The sequence below is a fragment of the Caulobacter sp. GW821-FHT11E11 genome (assembly GCF_058808315.1).
Window position 1 is genome coordinate 96,127 of the sequence record NZ_JBXARO010000013.1, and the last position, 22,016, is coordinate 118,142.

The window sequence follows — 22,016 nt, forward strand, 5'->3', positions numbered from 1 at the left end:
TTCGACAAAACTGACAAAGTTTCAAATGACACCGGTTTCTCTTGCGTATGACACCGGTCGCAGTTAGCGGTACCAGCGATTTCTGGGACCGGCCGACCATCAATAAGAGCCGGGCCCTTTTCCAACTTTCCGGGAGGGAACCGTGCAAAATCATTCCAAGCATAGCCGCGCCTGTGCGCTTCTGACTCAGGCCTCGCTGGGCGCCCTGACGGTCGCCGCCGCGCTGTCGCTGACCGCCGGCGCCGCCTTCGCCCAGGAGCAGGCCGCACCGCAGCCCGCGCCGGCCGCTGAACCCGCCCCGGCCGCCGAGCCCGCCGCCGAAGACAGCTCGGTCGAGGCCATCGTCGTCACCGGCTACCGCGCCGCCGTGCAGAGCGCGCTGAACCTGAAGCGCAACTCCAACACGATGGTCGACGCGATCAACGCCGACGACATCGCCGACTTCCCGGACGCCAACCTCGCCGAGTCCCTGCAGCGCCTGCCGGGCGTCTCGATCGACCGCGAGAACGGCGAAGGCCGCACCATCACCGTTCGCGGCCTGGGCAGCGACTTCACCCGCGTCCGCCTGAACGGCCTGGAAGCCCTGTCGACGGCCGGTCCGTCCAACTCGGGCGACAGCGCCAACCGCTCGCGCGGCTTCGACTTCAACACCTTCGCCTCGGAGCTGTTCAGCGCCCTGAAGGTCCAGAAGACCGCCTCGGCCGAGACCGACGAAGGCTCGCTGGGCGCCACGGTCGACCTGGAAACCGGCAAGCCCCTGAACTTCAAGGGCCGTCGTCTGGCCCTGTCGGTGCAGGACGCCTACTACAAGAACGGCGGCACCCACTCGCCGCGTTTCGCCGGCCTGGTCTCGGACCGCTGGGAAACCAACTGGGGTGACTTCGGGGCACTGTTCTCGGTCGCCTACAACAAGCGCAACCAGATCATCGACAGCTATCAGCGCCAGGCTGGCCAGTCGGACTACACCTATCGCCAGGCCACGTTCCTGGGCACGGGTTCGACCACAGCCACCCCGCGTCGCCAGGGCTTCGCCGCCCCGACCGGCACCTCGTGCAACAACGGCGTGATCCCGGGCGTCAACATCACCAACGCCGCCGTCTGCTCGGCGCTGACGGGTTCGAACCCGACCGCCTACAACCTGATCAACAACCCCTCCAGCGCCACGGTCGTCGGCTCGGGCATCACCGCCCCCGGCGCCCTGACCCGCATCCCGGCCCTGGCCACGCTGAACCAGCAGGACCTGGACCAGAAGCGCACGGGCCTGACCGGCGCCGTGCAATGGCGTCCGACCAGCCGCACCACGATCTCGCTGGACTGGGTCTATTCGGAACTCGAGCAGTCGTCGGTGAACTATCAGGTCCAGACCGTCGGCCTGAACCGTAACAACACCAACGCCGCCCTGAACACGATCACCGCCGGCGACACCGCCGCGGCCAAGCGCGCCCTGTACGCCAGCTGCACGGCCCGCGCCGCCAGCGCGATCCAGGACGCCATCGACTGCGGCCAGTCCATGAACGGCGGCGGCCTCGTCGCCGGCATGACCAACAGCTACAACCCCAACAACCTGGATCCGTACGACTACTACAACAATCCGGGTTCAGTGGGTTACGTGGCCGATCCGACCGGCACGGCCATGCTGACGCAGTTCATCGGCCGTCCCTCGGTGCGCCTGATCGACGCCGCCCTGTCGCCCAGCGGCGCCAATGCCGACTATCTGAAGCTGGGCAATGTCGACCTGCGCTCGGCCGCCGACGCGTCGTTCTTCACGACCTACTTCCGCCAGTCGTCGCTGAAGCTGGAACACGAGTTCAACGACAACCTGTCGATGACCGCCGTCTACGGTAAGTCCTCGTCGAACAACAAGACGCAAGGCCTGCTGGCCGACTTCATCCGCCTGGACAGCGGCCAGGGCGTGGCCGGCAACGACTACGTCACCTATGACGCGCGCGGCGGCGGCGACATGCCGGTGCTGAACCTCGGCTTCGACGCCACCCAAGCCAATGCCTGGGACTTCGTGAAGGGCTACTCAGCCCTGCGCAACTACCAGCGCTACACGCGCAACGACTACGAGACGATGCGCGTCGACTTCAAGTACCACCTGGACAACAGCACGGACGTCAAGTTCGGCATCAGCCAGCGCAAGTACGGCTTCGGCACCTCGGAATATCGCCGCCTGACCGGCGAGACCCTGAACCCCAGCCTGAAGGAAGCCGGCTCGAACGTCGCGGCCGTCAGCAAGGTCATCAACTGGGGCACCGGCCTGAAGGTCCCGGAAGGCACGACGACCGCCTTCCTGGCCCCCGACCTGAAGAAGATGACCGAGCTGTTCGGCTTCGACTGCAACTGCATCAACAAGTACGGCGACTGGCGTCTGTCGTACCTGGCCAGCGCGGCCAACCGCTATTCGGTCGACGAGAAGGACACCAGCGCCTACGTCCAGTTCGACTTCGACACCGAGTTCCTGGGTCGCGAGCTGCGCGGCAATGTCGGCACGCGCTACGCCCTGACCGAGGTCAATTCGGACGGCCTGACCAACACCTCGCGTCCGATCTCGGGCTCGAACAAGTACCACGACATCCTGCCGTCGCTGAACGTGTCGTACGAGGTCTATGACGACGTGCTGCTGCGCTTCGGCGCGGCCAAGGTCATGGCCCGTCCGCTGCTGGCCAACTTGGCCCCGAACGTCACCGCCATCAGCGTGCCGACCAACGGCGCCACGGTCGGCGGCTCGCTGACGGTCGGTAACCCGAAGCTGGATCCGTTCCGCGCCACCAACCTGGACCTGAGCCTGGAGTGGTACTTCGCGCCGGGCGCCCTGGTCTCGGTGGCCGTGTTCAACAAGGACATCTCGAGCTTCCCGCAGACCCTGGTGTCGTCGGCCAGCCTGAGCTCTTTGATGGACGCCGACGCCATCGCGGCCCTGCGCGCGGCCCAGACCAACGCCCTGGCCGTGGCCTATATCGACAACAACAACCCGTTCGACGTCCGCCAGTTCGGCAACGCGCCGGGCGGCTACATCCGCGGCATCGAGTTCAACTACCAGCAGAACCTGACGTTCCTGCCCTGGTACTTCAAGAACCTGGGCGTCCAGTTCAACGCCACGCACCTGGAGTCGGAGCTGGAGTACATCGTGACCCCGGCCAACGCTCGCCTGAACCAGGCGGCGGTCACGGCCAAGGGTCCGTTCACGGGCGCCTCGCCGGACGCGTTCAACTTCACCGTCTTCTATGAAGTCGAGAAGTTCAGCGTGCGCCTGTCGTCGGCCTACCGCGCCAAGTACCGCACGCAGTACCCGATCGCGACCGGCACCTGCGAGCCGGGCTTCTGCGACAGCCCGCTGGTCAACGACTTCCTGGGCAACAGCAGCACGTTCAACCTGGACGGCTCGGCGACCTACAAGTTCAACAAGTACCTGACCCTGTCGGTCGACGCCCTGAACCTGACGAACCAGGCCGAGAACCGCTGGGCCTACCAGAACGACCCGGTCACCACGCGCTACGCCGCCGTGGGCCGCTCGATCTTCGCGGGCATCCGGTTCGTCTACTAGGAGCGTGGCAGCCGAAGGTGGCCACCGGTTTCGGCGGCCGCCACGCGACCAAGCAAAGTTTCCTCCCAAAGCGTTATTTCCTCCCAACGCTTGACTTGGGCCGCGCCGGATCACCGGCGCGGCCCTTTCTTTTTGGCCAAATCCAAAAGGGGAGCCTTTCGCGGTTGCGAGACGTTCGGGCGGGGATGACGCAACTCCAGACCTGGATCGCCACTTTCAGCTGGGCGCCGCCCTGGTTGGTCAGCACGGTGCTGATCACCGTGGCCGTCGTCGTGGCCATGACGGTCCACGCTGTCGTCGTGCGGATCGTCCGACACACCATCTCGCGCCACAGCGACTTCTGGCAGCCGCTGATCGCCCGCACGCGGCGGCCGACGCGGCTGGCCTTCATCGCCGCCGCCCTGGGCCCCACCGTCTCCGTGGCGCCCCTCACCGTCGCTCAAGCCGCGGGCGCCAAGCACGTGCTGCTGGTGCTGTTCATCCTGCTGCTGGGCTGGATGGCCATGACCGCGCTCGATATCGGCGCGGCGCTCTATCTCCGAGGCTTCAAGGTCGACGTCGAGGACAACCTGCTGGCCCGCAAGCACGTCACCCAGGTGCGGATCCTGCGGCGGGCCGTGGCCATCCTGGTCGGCATCTTCACCCTGGCCCTGGCGCTGATGACCATTCCCGGCGTGCGGCAGTGGGGCGTCAGCCTGCTGGCGGCCGGCGGCGCGGCGTCGCTGATCGTTGGCTTGGCCCTGCAGCCGCTGCTCACCAACCTGATCGCCGGCATCCAGATCGCCGTCACCCAACCGATCCGCATCGACGACGCCGTGATCGTCGAGAAGGAGTGGGGGAACATCGAGGAGATCAACGCCACCTACGTGGTCGTGCGCCTGTGGGACTGGCGGCGGATGGTGCTGCCGCTCAGCTACTTCATCCAGACGCCGTTCCAGAACTGGACCCGCGAGAGCGCCGCCCTGATCGGCACGGCCATGCTGTATGTCGACCCCGCAGCGCCGGTCGATCGGCTGCGCGCGAAGCTGGAAGAGATCGCCAAGGCCTCGCCCCTCTGGGACGGCAAGGTGGTCAACCTGGCCGTCACTGACCTGACCGCCGAGGTCATGGAAGTCCGCTGCCTGGTCAGCGCCCGCAACGCGCCCAAGACCTTCGACCTGCGTTGCGAGGTCCGCGAGAAGATGATGGCCTTCCTGCGCGACGAGTTGCCGGAAGCCTTCCCGAAGCGGCGACTGGCCCTGGCGGCCGGCGAAGCCTGAACGGCTCGCCCTTCCGCGCGCCAACCCTTCCTCAAGTAAGCGAATTATGACTTAACAGGAGGCGCCGCCGTCTCGACATGGCGCGCACGCGGGCGCCTGGGCGGATCCTTTCCCTTCGGCGCTTGTCGCGGATGAATGGCGGGCGCAGCCTGCTAGGGTCTTGGGATGGAAGCGGACGTGACCGTGGGTTTCGACATCGGCGTTCGGGCGAAGGCCCGCTGCGATGCGCTGGGCGTCCCGCCCTACAGCGAGGTCGAGGGCCAGCTGACGCGCCGGTTCCTGACGCCCGCGCACGAGGCCGCCCTGGTCGCGTTGACAGGCTGGATGCTGGAAGCCGGCATGAGCGTGCGCCGCGACGCCGCCGCCAATCTGATCGGCCGCTACGAAGGTGAGTTCCCCAACGCCAAGGCGCTGATCATCGGCTCGCATATCGACAGTGTCCGCAACGGCGGACGTTATGACGGGCCGCTGGGGATCATGCTGGGCATCGACGTGGTCGAGGCCCTGAACCGCGCCGGCCGCCGGCTGCCGTTCGCGATCGAAGTGGTCGCGTTCGGCGACGAGGAAGGCTCGCGCTTCCCCGCCTCGATGAGCTGCAGCCGGGCCATCGCCGGGACGCTGAACGCCAACGCGCTGACGATGAAGGACGCCGACGGCGTGTCGGTGGCCGAGGCCCTGGCGTCGTTCGGCGGCGATCCCACGAACATCGCGAGCGCGGCGCGCAAGCCCGAGCAGGTGCTGGCCTTCTTGGAGACGCATATCGAGCAGGGGCCGGTGCTGGAGGCCGAGGGCCTGGCCCTGGGCGTCGTCACCGCCATCGCCGCCCAGAAGCGCCTGATGGTGCGGATCGAAGGCATGGCGGGCCATGCCGGCACGACACCGATGCACCTGCGCAAGGACCCCGGCCCCGCCGCCGCCGAGTCGATCCTGGCCCTGGAGCGGATCTGCCGCGCCGGGACCGATGGCCTGGTGGGCACGGTCGGCCGCATGACCGCCCTGCCCGGCGCCTTCAACGTCATCCCTGGCGCGATCGAGTTCTCGATGGACATCCGCGCCGAGACCTCGGCGACGCGCGACGAGGCCGAGCTGACCATCGGCGCCGAGATCCACGCCATCGCCGCCAAGCGCGGTCTTTCGGCCAGCGTCACCCTGATGCAGAGCCTGGCCGAAAGTCCCTGCGATCCGTCGCTGATGGACCTGCTGGAACAGGCCCTCAGGGACCTTTCCCTGCCCCTGCGCCGCCTGCCCTCGGGCGCGGGCCACGACGCCATGGTGATGGCCGACCTGTGCCCCGTCGCCATGTTGTTCGTGCGCTGTGAGGGCGGGATCAGCCACAATCCGGCCGAGGCCGTCGCCGAGGCCGACTGCGCCTTGGCGGCCCAGGCCATGCTCCTTTTCATCGACAAGCTAGAACGACGCGAACGCGCATGACCGAGACTTTCAAAGAACTGGACCACCCCGCCCGCCTGCTGATGGGTCCCGGCCCGATCAACGTCCATCCGCGCGTGCTGCGGGCCATGTCGGTGCAGCTGCTGGGCCAGTTCGATCCCGAGTTCACCGGCTACATGAACGAGGTCATGGCGCTCTATCGCGGCGTGTTCGAGACGAAGAACCAATGGACGTTCCTGATCGACGGCACCTCGCGCGCCGGGATCGAGGCGGCGCTGGTCTCGACGCTATCGCCGGGCGACGACGTGGTGGTCATCAACGCCGGGCGCTTTGGTCTGCTGCTGGCCGAGATCGCCGAGCGCTGCGACGCCGAGGTCACCTTCGTCGAGGGCGAGTGGGGCAAGGTCGTCGATCCGCAGGCGGTCGAGGACGCCGTCGCTCGCGTCAAGCCGCGCCTGGTCGCCTGCGTGCACGGCGACACCTCGACCACCATCGCCCAGCCGATCGAGGCCATCGGCGAGATCTGCCGCCGCCACGACGCCCTGCTCTATGTCGACGCCACCGCGACGCTGGGCGGCATGAGCGTGCCGGTCGACACCTGGCAAGCCGACATCGTCACCGCTGGCCTGCAGAAGTGCCTGGGTGGCCCCTCGGGCTCGGCCCCGATCACCATCAGCGACCGCGCCGCCGACCACATCTTCGGCCGCCGCCACGTCGAGAAAGGCATCGCCACGGCGGGCTTGGCCAGCGGCGCGGGTCGCCGCATCGCCTCCAACTATTTCGACCTGGCGATGATCATGGACTACTGGTCCGACAAGCGCCTGAACCACCATACCGAGGCGGCCAGCATGCTGTTCGCCGCCCGCGAGTGCGCGCGGATCGTGCTGGAGGAAGGCCTCGAAACCCGCTTCGCCCGTCACAAGCAGGCCGGCGCGGCCATGGTCGCCGGGATCGAGGCGCTTGGCCTCCAGGTCTACGGCGACCAGGCTCACAAGATGACCAACGTGACCGGTGTGATCGCCCCAAGCGGCGTCGACTACGACCGCGTCAAAGCCCGCATGCGCACCGAATTCGAGATCGAGATCGGCGCGGCGTTCGGCCCCCTGGCCGGCAAGATCTGGCGCATCGGGACCATGGGCGTGAACGCCCGCAAGCATGCGGTTCTCCAGACGCTCGCGGCGCTGGAGGCGGTGCTGCGTTGGGAAGGCTTCAACGCCCCCGCCGGCGCCGGCGTCGACGCGGCGGCGAAGGTGCTTGGATGAGCTATCCGAGGGACCTGATCGGCTACGGCGAGCATCCGCCCCAAGCCAACTGGCCGAACGGCGCCCGCGTGGCCGTGCAGTTCGTGCTGAACTACGAGGAAGGCGCCGAGCGCTCCATCCTGCACGGCGACCCGGTCTCCGAGTTCTTCCTGTCGGAGATGGTCGGGGCCCAGCCCATCCAGGGCATGCGCAACATGTCGATGGAGAGCCTGTACGAATATGGCTCGCGCGCCGGCTTCTGGCGCATCCGGCGGCTGTTCGAGGAATACCAGCTGCCGCTGACCGTGTTCGGCGTCGCCCAGGCCATGGAGCGCCACCCGGACGCCGTCGAGGCGATGATGACGTCGGGCTGGGAGATCGCCACCCACGGCTATCGCTGGATCGACTACCAGCACTTCACGCCCGAGCAGGAGCTGGAGCACATCCAGCAGGCCATCGAGATCCAGAAACGTCTTACTGGAGAAAGACCGCTCGGCTGGTACCAAGGCCGCACCAGCCCCAACACCGCTCGCCTGGTCGCGCAGGAAGGCGGCTTCGTCTACGACGCCGACAGCTATGCCGACGATCTTCCGTACTGGGACGATCAGCACGGCCACGCTCAGCTGATCGTGCCCTACACCCTGGAAGCCAACGACATGCGCTTCACGGCGGCGCAAGGCTTCAATACCGGCGAGCAGTTCTTCACCTATCTGCGCGACGCCTTCGACGCTCTGTACCTGGAGGGTGAGACCGCGCCGAAGATGATGAGCGTCGGTTTGCACTGCCGCGTCGTCGGCAAGCCGGGACGCATCGGCGCCCTGCGGCGGTTCCTGGAGCACATCACCCAGCACGATCGTGTGTGGGTGGCCAAGCGCATCGACATCGCCCGCCACTGGATCGAGCAGCATCCCTACGAGGTGAAGGCATGAGCGGCGCCCCGCCCCTGACGCTGTCGCGCCTGAACAGCATGAACCAGACGGGCTTCACCACCGCCCTGGGGTTCGCCTTCGAGCTGTCGCCCTGGGTGGTCGAGCGCGCCTGGGACGAGCGGCCCTTCGCCGACCTCGAGGCCATGCACCAGGCGATGATGGCCGTGCTCGACGCCGCGCCCCTGGCCGACAAGCTGGCCCTGATCCGCGCTCACCCTGAGCTGGCTGGCAAGGCCGCGATCGCCAAGCAACTGACCGCCGAGAGCAACGCCGAACAGGCCAGCGCCGGCCTCAACCGCCTGACGCCGGAAGAATACGCCCGCTTCCACGAGCTGAACGCCGCCTATGGCGAGCGCTTCGGCTTCCCGTTCATCATCGCCGTGCGGCTGAACGACAAGACCTCGATCCTGGCCGCCATGCAGGCGCGCCTGGCCCACGACGAACCGGCCGAGATCGCCGAGGCGATCAAGCAGATCGGCCTGATCTCAAAGCTTCGACTGCGCGACGCGGTGACCTGACTGATGGACTACGACCTTCCCGGCTGGCTGAACCTCTCGCTTCGCTGGCTGCACGTGATCGCCGGCGTCGCCTGGATCGGGGCCTCGTTCTACTTCGTCTGGCTGGACAACAACCTGCGTGCGCCGGTCCCCGAGAAGGACGGCGTGAAGGGCGAACTGTGGGCCGTGCACGGCGGCGGCTTCTACCATTCGCAGAAGTACATGGTGGCTCCGGCGCACATGCCCGACCACCTGCACTGGTTCAAATGGGAGGCCTACACCACCTGGCTGTCGGGCTTCGCGCTGTTGATCGTGCTCTACTACTGGCAGGCGCCGGTCTATCTGATCGACGCGGCCAAGCACGCCTTCAGCCAGCCGGCCGCCATCGGCACGGGCCTGGCTTTCATCTTCGGCGGGCTGGCGATCTACGAGGCCCTGTGCCGCTCGCCGCTAGGCCAGCGCGGCCTGTGGTTCGGGATCGTCTGGTTCGGCGCGCTGACCGGCGCCGCCTATGCGCTGTCGAAGCTGTTCAGCGACCGCGGCGCCTTCATCCACGTGGGCGCGATCATCGGCACGGCGATGGTCGCCAACGTCTTCCTGGTGATCATCCCCAACCAGCGCCGGATCGTCGCCGACATGCTGGCCGGCCGGCCCGTCGATCCGCGCCTGGGCGCGATGGGCAAGCAGCGGTCGGTGCACAACACCTACATGACCCTGCCGGTCATCTTCATCATGATCAGCAACCACTATCCGCTGGTAACCGGCCATCCGCTGAGCTGGCTGCTGCTGGCGATGATCAGCGCCGGCGGGATCTCGATCCGACAGTTCTTCCTGCTCAAGCACCACGGCAAGATCCGCCACGACTTCCTGTTCTATGGCGCGATGCTGATCTTCGCCGCCACGGTCGTGGCCAGCATGAAGCCGAAGGACAAGGTCGAGATCACCACCACGGTGCCCTTCACCACCGCCCAGGCCATCGTCCAGAAGCACTGCGTGACCTGCCACAGCGCCGCGCCGACTCACCCCGGCTTCGCGGCGCCGCCGCTGGGCGCGAGCTTCGACAACCCTGAGCATATCCGCACCTATGCGGACAAAATTCGCGAACGCGCGGTGACTTCCACCAGCATGCCCCTTGGCAACGAGACCGGCATGACCGTAGAGGAGCGAGCCCAGCTGGGCGCCTGGATCAATCAGGGAGCCAAGATCCCGTGACCGACGCCGTCCTGGACGCGAACAAGACCGAAAACGATAGCGCACCGCGCAAGCGGAACGCCGAGCGGACCCGCAAGGCCATTCTCGCCGCGGCTCTGAGGGAGTTCGCCCAAGCCGGCTTCGCCGGGGCCCGGATCGAGAAGATCGTCAAGGCCGCCAAGTGCAACATCCGGATGCTGTACCACTACTTCGGGGACAAGAAGGGCCTGTACATGGCCGTCCTCGAAAGCGCCTACATGGACCTGCGGGCGCGTGAGGCCGAGCTGAAGATCGACTTCGACAAGCCGCTGGAAGGCTTCTTCGAACTACAGCGCTTCACCTTTGACTATTTCGAGAAGAACCCGCGTTTCGAGGGCCTGCTGCGCAACGAGAACCTGCAGCACGGCAAGTTCGCCGCCCAGTCCAAGGTGGTGACCGAGACGGCCTTCCCCCTGCGCCACACCATGGAGCGACTGATCGAGAGCGGTCAGAAGCAGGGCGTGTTCGGGCCGGACCTGGATCCGGTGCAGATCTACGTGACCATCGCGGCCATGAGCCGCTTTCACCTGGCCAACGGCTATTCGCTGTCGGCGACGCTGGACACCGACATGGGCGCCCCCGAGTGGCGCAGGGCGCGGCTGGACCACGCCCTGGCCTTGCTCGAAGGCTATCTCACGCGCGGCGCGCGCTAGGTCGCGGGCGGGGTCGCCGGAGCCGGCGCGGTCGCCAGGGCCGGACCGCTGAACTCCGACTCGATGATCACCTGGACCTCGTCGCTGACGCCCATGGTCGTGCCCGGGGCCGGCACGCCGTAGGCGATGCCGAAGTCCGAGCGCTTGAACGTGCCCTTGGCCGAGAAGCCGACGCGGGCGTGCGGGTCCATCGGATGGCCGGCATAGCCGCCGTTGTAGGTGACATCCAGCACGACGGGCTTGGTGACGCCGTGCAGGGTCAGGTCGCCGGTGACCTTGCCGGTGTCAGGACCAGTGGTCTCGACCTTGGTCGACTTGAAGGTGATGGCCGGATAGGTCGCCGTGTTCAGCCAGTTGTTCCCGGTCAGCTCGGCGAGGAAGCCCTCGGGCGGGGCCGGCAGGGTCAGCGACTTGGGATCGATCGTCGCCTCCAGCGCGCTGACGCCGGCGTTGTTCTGGTCGAACTTCAGCTTGGCGTCGAAATTGGCGAAGGCGGCGGTGTAGTTCGAGAAGCCCAGGTGGCTGACGCGGAACACGAGCGTCGAGTGGGCCTTGTCCAGGGTGTAGTCGCCCGCCGGGATGTCGGCCTTGGGCGGCTTGGACGCAGTGGCCGTCGGCGTCGCGGCGGCGGCGGGCGTCTCGGCCTTCTTCTCGGCGGTCTGGGGCGAACAGGCGGCCAAGGCCAGCAGCGCCACGACAGGCAGGATCGATCTCATACGCTTCCCTCCGATGGAGCCGGTCTGAACGCCGGCGTTCTGGCGGAAGCAATGCACGCCCCCACACTGACTGAACGTCAACGTGGGGGCGCGGTGGAGGTTGCGGAAGGGGTCAGGCCGCCGTGAACAGGTCGGCCGTCACCAGGGTCGAGACGACGTTCTTCAGCAGCACCACCTGGTCGAAGCCGCCGACGCCATCGGTGTCGGCGACGACATAGGTGTCCGCGCCCGCCCCGACGATCACGTACTTCTGGCTCATGGCGCCGGTCTGGATCTGGTTCTCGTAAGCCTGGATCGTCAGTTGCGCCGCCGCGGAGACAGCGCCCGTGTTCGGGTTGACCGGCCCGACATCCCCCAGACGCAGGAAGTCGCCCTCCTTGAACACCGCCGGCCCGCCGGCGAAGGCCAGCTTGTCGCCGGCGCCGAAGTCGGTGATGACGTCGGCCGTGGTCAGCCCGGGATTGAACGTCCCTTCGCCGGCCAGGAACTTGAAGACGTCCGCGCCCGCGCCGCCGGTCAGCGTGTCCTTGCCCCAGCCACCGGTGATGACGTCGTTTCCGCCGCCGCCGCTGATGGTGTCGTCACCGGTCGTGCCGACCAGGACGTTGGCGGCGCCATCGCCGGTGACCGTCGAGCCGACCGACTGGAAGTTCGCCAGGCTGATCTGGTCCAGCGTCGCGCCGCTCAGCTGGACGACGTCCTGGTTCCAACCCAACCCATCCAGCGTGACGGAGAAGAGGTAGACGCTGCCGCCAACCTGCACGGCCAGGTGGGTCAGCTTTTGTTCGACCATCTGCGACGCCAGTTCCATGGCCGCTTTCAAGCTCGCCGCCGTCTTTTCCGCGTAGCTGATGGGATCGGACGTCGTGAACAGCAGACGGTCCTCCACCTGCCAGTCCTGGATCGTGTCGATGGAATTGCCGTAGCCGAAACCCCAGGAGGAAGCGTCGCGGGCTCTGAAGACGAAGGTGTCCGCGCCCTCGCCGCCGATCAGGGTGTCGGCCCCGCGGCCGCCGACCAGGATATCCGCGCCCTCGTCGCCGAAGAGGATGTCGTCGCCGCCACCGCCGCGCAGGACGTCGACGCCCTTGCCGCCGTTCAGCACATTGATCTCGGCGTTGCCGGTGAGCGTATCGTCACCCAGGCTGCCATTGATGTCCTCGACCGAGGTCAGCGTCATGGTCACGCCGGCCGCCACCTGCTGCTTGTCGGTCCGGCTCAGGTCGACCGTAACGCCTGACAGGAAGTCCATCCCCATGTCCACGCGATAGTGGAACTGGATCATGTCGCGGTTGGCGCCGCCGTCGACGATCTTGTCGCCCGCCAGGTTGTTGATGAAGAACCAGTCGACGCCCGCGCCGCCTTCGGCGCGGTTGTCGCCGAGCCCAAGCTCTAGCCAGTCCGCGCCGTCGCCGCCCAGCAGCGTCGTGCCCGTGGAAGACACCACCTTGTTCCCATCCGTCTGGTCGACGTAGTAGGCGGTCAGGACGTCATCGCCATCGCCGCCGTCCAGGATGTCGGCCCCGCCGCCACCGCTCAGGCTGTCGTTGCCCAGCCCGCCCCTGAGGATGTTCGCGCCGGCTGAACCCAGGAAGCCGTCGCTGTAGTTCGAGCCGATGACGCCCTCAATCGACACGAGCGTCTTGGTCCCGCGCAGGGTGAGCTGGCTCATGTCCTGGACGCGGAGGCTGACATTGGCCCCCTGTTCGGCGCCGTCGTTCAGGTAGCTGATGTAGTCGAACCCGGCGCCGCCATCGACCTTGTCGTCGCCGAGGCCCATGACGAAGATGTTGTCCTTGGCGTCGCCGATCAGCGTGTCGGCATAGGCCGTGCCGCGCACGCCCTCGATCGAGATCAGAGTGTCCTTGCCGCGACCGCCCAGCTCGGTCTGGAGCGCGTTGCGCAGGTCGACCTTGACGCCCGTCTGGAACGCCGCGTCGTCATAGCTGACGAAGTCGAAGCCCACGCCGCCGTCCAGCGTATCGTCGCCCGCGCCGCCCTGCAGCCAGTTGTCGGCGGCGTCGCCCTTCAGGACGTCGTTACCGGCCCCGCCCAGAACCTTCTCGACGCCCTTGATGTCGAGGAAGTGGCCGCCACCGATGTCCTGCCGCCCGGTCAGCGACAGATCGACCTTCAGGCTGGCGGTCGCCGCGCCCAGGTTCAGGGTGTCGACCCCGGTTCCGCCGCTGACGACGGTCGTGCCGGTCATGGCCGGGACGTGGGTCACGACGAAGAGATCGTCGCCGTCGCCGCCGTCCAGGGTAGCCGCGGCCTTCTGGCTGATCAGGGTGTCGTCGCCCGCGCCGCCAAACAGGCGGTCGCCGGCCTTGTTGTCCTTGTTGGCGGTCAGGATGTCGTTGCCCGCCTCGCCTTCCAGCACGTCGCCGCCGCCGACCGCGATCAGCTTGTCGTTGCCGGCGCCGCCTTGCAAGCGGTTCACGTCGGCGCTGCCGGTGATCTCGTCATCAGCCGTCGAGCCGATCACGTTCTCGATCGACATGAGCGTGTCACTGCCGCGATTGCCGCTCAGGACCTGGACGCTCTTGCCCAGGTCGATGACCACGCCCAGGTAGTTTTCCTCGGCGTAGGACACGGTGTCCGAGCCGCCGCGACCGTCCAGGATGTCGCTGCCGAAGCCGCCGGACAGGACGTTGTCCTTGCCGTCGCCGATCAGATGATCGTTGCCGCCGCCGCCGGCCAGGTTCTCGATGTTGCTCAGGTCGGCGGTCATCAGGATCAGGGGCGGCAGGTTCAGCAGCGCCCTGGACGAGATCGTCTGCATGCCCGTGATATTGAGGTCGATCGTGACGGCCTCGGTCGTATCGACCTGGAAGGTGTCGACGCCTTCGCCCCCGTCGATGACAGCCGAGCCCCCGCTCTTCACGAAGCGGTCATCGCCCGCGCCGCCCAGCAGCAGATCATCGCCGACGCCCACCAGCCCGCTGCTGTAGATCACGTCGTTCCCGTCGCCGCCATCCACCGTGTCGTGGCCGCCGAAGGCGCGGATGATGTCGTCGCCGGCGTCACCGAACAGATAGTTCTCAAAGCCGTTGGCGATGATCTCGTCGTTATAGGCCGAGCCCATCACCGCCTCGATCGAGACCAGCCAGTCGCTGGCCACCGGAACGCCCACCGGCGCGGGGCCCTGGCCCAGGTCGATCCGGACGCCCTTGTCGCTGAACGAATAGTCGACCGTGTCGAAGCCGTCGCCGCCATCGATGATATTGGCGCCCGCGCCGCCCGACAGGTGGTCGTCGCCCGCGCCGCCGTACAGCTTGTCGTTACCGTCCGAGCCCCACAGGTAGTTGTCCTTGGCGTCGCCGGTCAGCACGTCGTCGAACTTCGACCCGTACAGCAGCTCGACGCCAGTGATGGTGTCCTTGCCCGCGCCGATCGTGTCCTGGGCCGTGGTCTTGGCCAGGTCCACCGTGACGCCGGCCGTGGCGTTCTCGTAGGAACTCCAGTCGTCGCCCGCGCCGCCTGTGATGATGTCGTCGCCCGCGCCGCCGACCATGTAGTCGTCGCCGTCGCCCCCATCGAGGACGTCATTGCCGGCGTCGCCCCACAGGGTGTCGTTGCCCTTGCCGCCGCTGATAGCGTCGTTGCCGGCGTCGCCGACCAGCATGTTGTCGCCGGCGTCGCCGGTCAGGGTGTCGTTGAAGGCCGAGCCGTAGACGTTCTCGATGCCGGTCAGCTTGTCGGTCCCGCCGCCGAGGGTGTTCTGCGCGCCGGTCAGGTTCAGGTCGACCTTCACGCCCGCCGTGGCGTCCTCGTAGGCCGCCCAGTCGTTGCCGGCGCCGCCGTCGATCGTGTCGTTGCCCGCGCCGCCCAGCAGGTAGTCGTCGCCCGCCCCGCCCTGCAGGGTGTCGGCGCCATCGTGCCCGGCCAGGACATCGTCGCCCGCCAGGCCCTTGAGCGTGTCATTGCCGCCGAAGCCGTAGATCGTGTCGCTGTCCGCGCCGCCCGTCAGGGTGTCGCCGTTTTGCGTGCCTTGCAGATCCATCGTCGAACGTCCCCAAACCTGAACACAACCGAAGCGTGACCTAGGGACTGCAAGCCCGGCGCCGAATGCCTTTCAGCCTTTTGGCGAGAATTAACGATGAAAGCGGTCGCGCGCGGCGCGAACTGTGCCGCTTCGGCACAGCAAGACCTTACAACGCAAGGCGCTCACCTACAGGTTGGCGCATTTCGAGAAAAGCGCGTGGCGCGCGATATCGGCCCTTTTCGGACCACCGCGACACCACGCGCGCAGGTGGAGCTAGAGCCCCAGGATCGAACCGGCGTCGATCGAGGAAAGGTCGGCCCCGGTCAGGATGACCATCTGGTCGTAGGCCATCCCCTCCTCACCGTCGTCGGCGAACAGGTAGATGTCGGAGAACACCTGCATCGCCACATAGCGGACGCCGCTGCTGGCGAACGCGGCGTCGACGGCGAGGAAATCGATCGTCTCCAGCTCGAGATAGTTGCCACTGGTTCCCGCAGGGCCGTCCGCGAACACGATGTGATCCTCGGCCGTGAAGTCGCGGATCACATCCGACGCGCCGTAGACGCTATCGCCCGCGGCGAACACGAAGGCGTCAGCCCCTACGTCGCCATACAGTCCGTCCTGGCCGGCGCCGCCAACGAGATGGTCGTCGCCTTCAACGCCGTTGAGCGCATCGTTTCCGTCACCGCCGTACAGCCAGTCGTCGCCGCCCCAACCATACATGACGTTGGCGTTGGCATCGCCGATCAAGACGTCCCCGGCCTCGGAGCCGTTGAGGTTCTCGACATTGGTCAGGGTGATCACGACACCCGGCGCGATGGTCTGGGTGGTCTTGCTCAGGTCAACGATCACGCCGCCGGTGAAGCTGGGCGAAGAGAATGCCAAGAGGTCGGTCCCGGCGCCGCCGTCGATGATGCGGGTCGTTGCGTAGTTGGTGACCGACAGGGCGTCGTCGCCAGCCCCACCCAGCATGGTGTCGTTGGAATTGCCGCTGCCCAGGCTGTCGTCGCCATCGCCGCCGATCAACAACGAGCCCGGCGCCGCGGCGCCGAAGACGCCGCCCGTCACGATATTGTCGTTGCCGTCGCCGCCATCCAGCACGTCGACGCCGCCCTTGCCGTCGAGCACGTCGTTGCCCGCGCCGCCGGACAGATGGTTGTCGCCGCCGTCGCCGACCATCCAGTCGTCATAGTTCGAGCCGATCGCGTTCTCGATCGAGGCCAGGATGTCCACCGGCGCGCCGCCCGGCCCGATGGTCGAGACGTATTGGCCCGCCAGGTTGATCAACAGGTAGCCAAACATAGGCGGCGGCCCGGCTTCGGCGTAGCTCACCGTGTCGCTACCGGCGCCGCCGTCCAACGTGTCGTAGCCGGCGCCGCCAATCAGCAGGTCGTCGCCGTCACCGCCTTGCAGGCTGTCATCGCCGTCACGGCCGAGCAGCGTATCGGCCCCCGCTCCGCCGTTCAGCACATTGTCGTTGGCGTCGCCGATCAGGGTGTCGCCGGCGTTGGAGCCGGTCAGGTTCTCGACGTTGCTGATCGTCAGCGCCACGCCCGAGGCGACCGTCTGGCTACCCGTCTTGCCCAGGTCGACGACAACGCCGCCGGAGAAGCTCTTGAAGATGTCGTCGGTAAAGGACAGCGTGTCCACGCCCGCCCCGCCGTCGACGACGCGGATCGTCGCATAGTTCCTGACGCTCAGACTGTCATTGCCGGCGCCGCCCAGCATGGTGTCGTTGGAATTGCCGCTGCCCAGGCTGTCGTCGCCATCGCCGCCGATCATCAACGAGCCCGGCTGCGTCGGATCGAAGTAGCTGTCGGTGCTCAACGCGTCATTGCCGTCGCCACCGTCCAGCACATCGGCGCCGCCCTTGCCTTCCAGCTTGTCATTGCCCGCGCCGCCATAGAGCTTGTTGTCGCCGGTCGTGCCGACCATCCAGTCCACGCCCGTCGAGCCGATGGCGTTCTCGATCGACACCAGCTTGTCCGACCATGGACTGGGGGTCGGACCAAGCTCCCAGGCCGAGCCGCCAAGATGGATCATCAGGAAGCTCATCGCCCCCACGGGATCGGCGTCTTCGTAGCTGACCGTGTCGCTTCCCGCGCCGCCGTCCAGCGTGTCGCTGCCGGCCCCGCCGATCAGCAGGTCGTCGCCGTCGCCGCCTTGCAGCTCGTCATTGCCGCCCAGGCCCAGGATGGTGTCGTCATCGGCCGTGCCGATCAGGATGTCATCGCCTTCGGTTCCGGTCAGATACATGCGTGGACCTCCAAGCCCCCGGATCGGGGCGAGGTCATTGGCGATCAACCCAAGATCGCAGACAAGTGAATTTTTCTCGCTCTAGACGATAATCATAAAAAGCAACCCTGAGTTAATATTACTCAGAACAGCAGCCCCTTGGCCAGCAGCGCGTGGACGCCCTTTTCGCCGTTGACGGTCTGGGTGATGCGGAAGTCCACGGCCAGGGAGCAGAACTGATAGGCCTGCACGCGGGTCAGGCTCGAGCGCGCCGTGATGAAGTCGATGGTCTGGCGCAGGGCCTGTTTCATGGCCAGGTCCAGGTCCTCGTTGAAGCCCATCAGGATGTAGTGGGTCGGCGTCTCGGCGCGGGGCCAAACGAACTGCGCCGCCTTGTGCAGGACGAAGGTGAAGGTCCCCGTCAGCCCCATCTCCAGCGCGTTGACGCAGACCTCGCCGTCGCCCTGGCGGCCATGGCCGTCGCCGACCGAGAAGTTGGCGCCGGGGACCCAGACCGGCAGGTACAGGGTCGAGCCGGCGACCAGCTCCTTGTTGTCCATGTTGCCGCCGTGCTCGCGCGGCTCGCGGCTGGAGAGGCGGCCGTACTTGGCCGGCGGCGCGACGCCCATGGTGCCGAAGAACGGGGCCAGCGGCAGCTCCGGACCCCACTCCGGCTTGCAGACGCCGCGCGCCTTGTCGACGGCGATGTGGCTGACATAACGCTCGGGGAAATCCTCCGGCAGCGTGCCGGCCAGCGGGCGGACGGCGCAGTAGCCCCAGTCGTTGTTCGGCTCGATCGCCTCGATGCGAACCTCCAGCGTGTCGCCCGGCTCAGCGCCGGCGATGGCGACGGGGCCGGTCAGGATGTGCGGGCCGATGCGCTCGGGCTTGCTATCGTGGATCGCCTGCAACGCCGGGGGTACAGCGTAGGGCGAGCCGGGCGGTGGCATCACCTCGACGCCGCCCGAGACGCACTCGAAGGTGACGCTGTCGCCGGAACTCACCGTCAGCACGGGATCGAACGCCGCGTCGAACATGCCGAAGCGAACGGTGTCGGGGGCCGAAGCCAGTCGGTGATGCGCCATCAAGTAAGCCTTTCCTTACAAGCGCATCTCGCGCCGACGCGGGCGCGGACCCAAGGCGTGGCGGGTCATTCGATGTACGATCGCCCTTCCCTGCCCGATGCGCGGGCGATCGGGCCGCCGAGTGACGCCGCCTTGGGCGCTCGTGCGTTCTGAACCCAGCGGGACTGGCGCGGTCGGCGAACCCGGGTGTATGAAGTTTTTTCTTACTTATGCAGTTGGGGACCGCATGACGTTGGACGCGGACACACAGGGCTTTCTGAACCTGAAGGACGTCGAGATCGGCCCGTGGACCGCGGCGCGCGCCGCCGAGCGCGAGCTGGCCATTCCGTCCGCCATCCTGCCGGGCGTGATCGACAACGTCGCCCTGCTGCGCGTCCAGGCCAGCCTGTTCGTCTCGGTGCTGGGCGAGGCCGCCGGCGAGCCTCCGGAGGCGTTCGAACCGTGAGCTTCTGCAGCGTCGTCGAGATCGCCGGCGAGATCCGCGCCGGCCACGTCACCGCCAGGGCCGTGACCGAGGCCACCCTCTCGCGCATCGCCCGCCTGGACGGCGGGATCAACGCCTTCACCGCCGTGACCGCCGAGCGCGCGCTCGCCCAGGCCGAGGCGGTCGACGCCGGCCGCGTCACCGGCCCGCTGGCCGGCGTGCCGTTCGCGGTGAAGAACCTGTTCGACATCCAGGGCCTGCCGACGATCGCCGGCTCGAAGATCCGCCGCGACGCCGCCCCGCCCGCCCACGACGCGACCCTGGTCCAGCGCCTGGAGGCCGCCGGGGCGATCCTGGTCGGCGCGCTGAACATGGACGAGTTCGCCTATGGCTTCGTCACCGAGAACGCCCACGACGGGCCAGTGCGCAATCCGCACGATCCCAGCCGCGTCGCCGGCGGCTCGTCGGGCGGATCGGCGGCGGCCGTGGCGGCGGGGCTCGTGCCCCTGACCCTGGGCTCGGACACCAATGGCTCGATCCGTATCCCGGCCGGCCTGTGCGGGGTGTTCGGCCTGAAGCCCACCTATGGCCGCCTGTCGCGCCAGGGCGTCTTCCCGTTCGTCGAGAGCCTGGACCATGTCGGCCCGTTCGCGCGGTCGGTCGAGGACCTGGCCCTGGCCTATGATGTCCTGCAGGGCGCCGATCCCGCGGGCGACGCCATCTGCGTGCGCGAGGCCGAGCCGCTGTCGGCCCGCCTCGACGAACTGGCCGATCGCCCCTTGCGTGTCGGCGTGCTGGGCGGCTGGTTCCAGCAAGGCGCGTTCCCCGAGGTTCTCGAGGCCCTGGGCCGCGTCGCCGTGGCGCTGAAGGCTGAAGACCTGGTCCAACTGCCCGGCGCGGCGGCCGCCCGCGCCGCCGCCTTCAGCCTGACCGCCTTCGAGGGCGGCGAGCTGCATCACGCCGACCTGGCCGCGCGCGCCATGGACTATGACCCCGCCGTCCGCGACCGCCTGCTCGCCGGCGCCCTGCTGCCGCAGGGCGTGCACCGCGCGGCCCAGCGCTATCGCACCGTCTTCCGCGACGAGGTCCGCGCGGCCTTCCAACGCTACGACATCCTGCTGGCCCCGGCGTCGGTGTGCCCCGCCCCGCCGATCGGCCAGGCGACCATGGAGGTGGACGGCGTCCCGGTCTCGGTGCGCAAGAACCTGGGCGCCTTCACCCAGCCGATCAGCTACATCGGCCTGCCGGTCGTGGCCGCGCCGGTGAACCGCCCCGGACAGTTGCCGATCGGCGTGCAGATCATCGCCCCGGCCTGGCGCGAGGACCTCGCCTTCGCCGCCGCGCTGCGCTTGCAGCGCGACGGCGTGCTCGCGGCCCATGCCCCGAAAGGCGCCCTATGATCGTCAACGATCCCGCTGTGTTGGCGCAGGTCACCGCCCTGGTCGACGCCTATGAAGCGGCGCTGATGAGCAACGACGTCGAGGCTCTGGACGGCGCGTTCTGGAACTCGCCGCACACCGTGCGCCTGGGCGTCGCCGAGAACCTCTGGAGCTTCGACGAGATCGCCGCCTTCCGCGTCGGCCGCGCCGGCGGCTCGCCGCCCCGCACGCGACTGCGTACCGAGATCACCACCTTCGGCGCCGACTTCGCCGTGGCCAATGTCGAGTTCCGCCGCGACGACACCGGCAAGATCGGCCGCCAGAGCCAGACCTGGATCCGCACCGACGACGGCTGGAAAGTCGCCTCGGCCCACGTGTCCCTGATGCAAGGCGGGGCTGATCAGCGCCTCGCTTCAGACGTAGAAAAGCGCTAGAGCCTCCGAATGACGACCAAGATCATTTTCGACACCGACCCCGGCATCGACGACGCCATGGCGCTGCTGTTCATCGAGGCGAGCCCCGCCCTCGACCTGATCGCGGTGACGACCATCTTCGGCAATTCCGACATCGAGACCACGACGCGCAACGCGTTGTACCTGAAGGACCGCTTCGGCCTGAAGGCGCCGGTCTACAAGGGCACGGACAAGCCGTTGACCCGCCCGCGCAACCCGTCGCCGACCTTCGTGCACGGGATCAACGGCCTGGGCGACGTCGAGCTGACGGGCCTGGCGCCCGCCCAGCCGGAGGCCAAGCCGGCCCACCAGGCGATCATCGACCTGGCCCGCCAATATCCGGGCGAGGTGGTGCTGTGCGCCGTCGGTCCGCTGACCAATCTGGCCCTGGCGCTGAAGGCCGATCCGGAAGTGGCGACCTTGCTGAAATCCGTGGTGATCATGGGCGGCGCGTTCGGCGTGGCCGGCAAGCCGGGCAACGTCACCCCGGTTGCCGAGGCCAATATCTGGAACGATCCGGAAGCGGCGGACCAGGTGTTCACCGCGCCGTGGGATCTGACCGCCGTCAGCCTGGACGTGACCACGCAGGTGGTGATGTCGCCGGCGTTCATGGAAGCGTTGGCTGCCGGTGGTTCTGATGCCGGCGGGTTCCTGAACGAGATTTCGAAGCCCTATGCGGCGTTCTACGGCGGTCGCGACGGGATCGTCGGCTGCTGCGTGCATGACGCGGCCGCGGTGGCATTTGTGATCGATCCGACGCTGTTCGAGGTACGCCGTGGGGCGGTGCGGGTGGTGACCGAGGGCATCACGCTTGGCCAGACCTGCCAGAGCCCTGAGGGTGAGCTGTTCGGGCCGAGCGCCTGGGATGATCAGCCGATCCAGGCGGCGACCGTGGCGGTCGATGGTGAGCGGCTGCTGAAGCTGTATGCCGACACGATGAAGGCGGCCCACGGGTAACTTCCCCCACCTGACCTCGCTCCGCGAGGTCGTCCGCC

The 22,016-nt window shown here is 67.5% G+C and carries 16 protein-coding genes; 12 read left to right on the forward strand and 4 right to left on the reverse strand.

The window, feature by feature from the left end:
* Window positions 1-142 precede the first annotated feature (142 nt).
* The 8 genes from AC1RR5_RS25910 to AC1RR5_RS25945 all read left to right on the forward strand — a co-directional run bounded on the left by AC1RR5_RS25910 (window position 143) and on the right by AC1RR5_RS25945 (window position 10,745).
* The gene (locus AC1RR5_RS25910; protein ID WP_492926504.1) at window positions 143-3,547 is read left to right on the forward strand and encodes a TonB-dependent receptor; all 3,405 of its coding nucleotides are present in this window, start codon (window positions 143-145) and stop codon (window positions 3,545-3,547) included.
* A gap of 185 nt (window positions 3,548-3,732) precedes the next feature.
* Window positions 3,733-4,806, forward strand: coding sequence for a mechanosensitive ion channel family protein (locus AC1RR5_RS25915; RefSeq protein WP_492926506.1), 1,074 nt, complete (start codon window positions 3,733-3,735; stop codon window positions 4,804-4,806).
* Between the two features lie 177 nt (window positions 4,807-4,983).
* A complete protein-coding gene (locus AC1RR5_RS25920; RefSeq protein WP_492926508.1) occupies window positions 4,984-6,237 on the forward strand; it encodes an allantoate amidohydrolase in 1,254 nt (417 codons plus the stop codon).
* Entirely contained in the window at window positions 6,234-7,457 is a 1,224-nt protein-coding gene (locus tag AC1RR5_RS25925; RefSeq protein WP_492926510.1) for a pyridoxal-phosphate-dependent aminotransferase family protein, read from the forward strand. The genes AC1RR5_RS25920 and AC1RR5_RS25925 overlap by 4 nt, the downstream gene beginning before the upstream one ends.
* Window positions 7,454-8,365 (forward strand): allantoinase PuuE, encoded by a 912-nt coding sequence (gene puuE / locus AC1RR5_RS25930; protein ID WP_492926512.1) that lies wholly within the window; start codon window positions 7,454-7,456, stop codon window positions 8,363-8,365. The genes AC1RR5_RS25925 and puuE overlap by 4 nt, the downstream gene beginning before the upstream one ends.
* Window positions 8,362-8,883 carry a 2-oxo-4-hydroxy-4-carboxy-5-ureidoimidazoline decarboxylase gene (gene uraD / locus AC1RR5_RS25935; protein ID WP_492926514.1) on the forward strand — a complete coding sequence of 174 codons (522 nt, stop codon included), beginning with the start codon at window positions 8,362-8,364 and terminating at the stop codon, window positions 8,881-8,883. The genes puuE and uraD overlap by 4 nt, the downstream gene beginning before the upstream one ends.
* Before the next feature lie 3 nt (window positions 8,884-8,886).
* Window positions 8,887-10,074, forward strand: coding sequence for a urate hydroxylase PuuD (locus AC1RR5_RS25940; RefSeq protein WP_492926516.1), 1,188 nt, complete (start codon window positions 8,887-8,889; stop codon window positions 10,072-10,074).
* Entirely contained in the window at window positions 10,044-10,745 is a 702-nt protein-coding gene (locus AC1RR5_RS25945) for a TetR/AcrR family transcriptional regulator (protein ID WP_492926546.1), read from the forward strand. Before AC1RR5_RS25940 ends, AC1RR5_RS25945 begins: the two co-directional genes overlap by 31 nt.
* Here the strand turns inward: AC1RR5_RS25945 and AC1RR5_RS25950 are convergent.
* The 4 genes from AC1RR5_RS25950 to AC1RR5_RS25965 form a co-directional block, all read right to left on the reverse strand.
* On the reverse strand, window positions 10,742-11,461 hold the full coding sequence (locus tag AC1RR5_RS25950; protein WP_492926518.1) for a YceI family protein: 720 nt from the start codon (window positions 11,459-11,461) through the stop codon (window positions 10,742-10,744). The genes AC1RR5_RS25945 and AC1RR5_RS25950 overlap by 4 nt on opposite strands.
* 112 nt (window positions 11,462-11,573) lie before the next feature.
* On the reverse strand, window positions 11,574-15,464 hold the full coding sequence (locus tag AC1RR5_RS25955; protein WP_492926520.1) for a beta strand repeat-containing protein: 3,891 nt from the start codon (window positions 15,462-15,464) through the stop codon (window positions 11,574-11,576).
* A gap of 255 nt (window positions 15,465-15,719) precedes the next feature.
* Entirely contained in the window at window positions 15,720-17,702 is a 1,983-nt protein-coding gene (locus AC1RR5_RS25960; RefSeq protein WP_492926522.1) for a calcium-binding protein, read from the reverse strand.
* A gap of 122 nt (window positions 17,703-17,824) precedes the next feature.
* A complete protein-coding gene (locus tag AC1RR5_RS25965; protein WP_492926524.1) occupies window positions 17,825-18,769 on the reverse strand; it encodes an acetamidase/formamidase family protein in 945 nt (314 codons plus the stop codon).
* A 223-nt stretch (window positions 18,770-18,992) separates the two neighbouring features.
* On the opposite strand from AC1RR5_RS25965, the gene AC1RR5_RS25970 reads away from it, so the two are divergent.
* The 4 genes from AC1RR5_RS25970 to AC1RR5_RS25985 are packed head-to-tail and all read left to right on the forward strand — an operon-like array spanning window position 18,993 to window position 21,978.
* Window positions 18,993-19,211: a hypothetical protein gene (locus AC1RR5_RS25970; RefSeq protein ID WP_492926526.1), complete on the forward strand. Its 219-nt coding sequence runs from the start codon at window positions 18,993-18,995 to the stop codon at window positions 19,209-19,211.
* The gene (locus tag AC1RR5_RS25975) at window positions 19,208-20,590 is read left to right on the forward strand and encodes an AtzE family amidohydrolase (RefSeq protein ID WP_492926528.1); all 1,383 of its coding nucleotides are present in this window, start codon (window positions 19,208-19,210) and stop codon (window positions 20,588-20,590) included. Before AC1RR5_RS25970 ends, AC1RR5_RS25975 begins: the two co-directional genes overlap by 4 nt.
* Complete coding sequence (hpxZ, locus tag AC1RR5_RS25980; protein ID WP_492926530.1) at window positions 20,587-21,003, forward strand: oxalurate catabolism protein HpxZ; 417 nt, start codon at window positions 20,587-20,589, stop codon at window positions 21,001-21,003. Before AC1RR5_RS25975 ends, hpxZ begins: the two co-directional genes overlap by 4 nt.
* Before the next feature lie 9 nt (window positions 21,004-21,012).
* Window positions 21,013-21,978, forward strand: a complete 966-nt coding sequence (locus AC1RR5_RS25985) for a nucleoside hydrolase (protein ID WP_492926532.1) — start codon at window positions 21,013-21,015, stop codon at window positions 21,976-21,978.
* Window positions 21,979-22,016 lie beyond the last annotated feature (38 nt).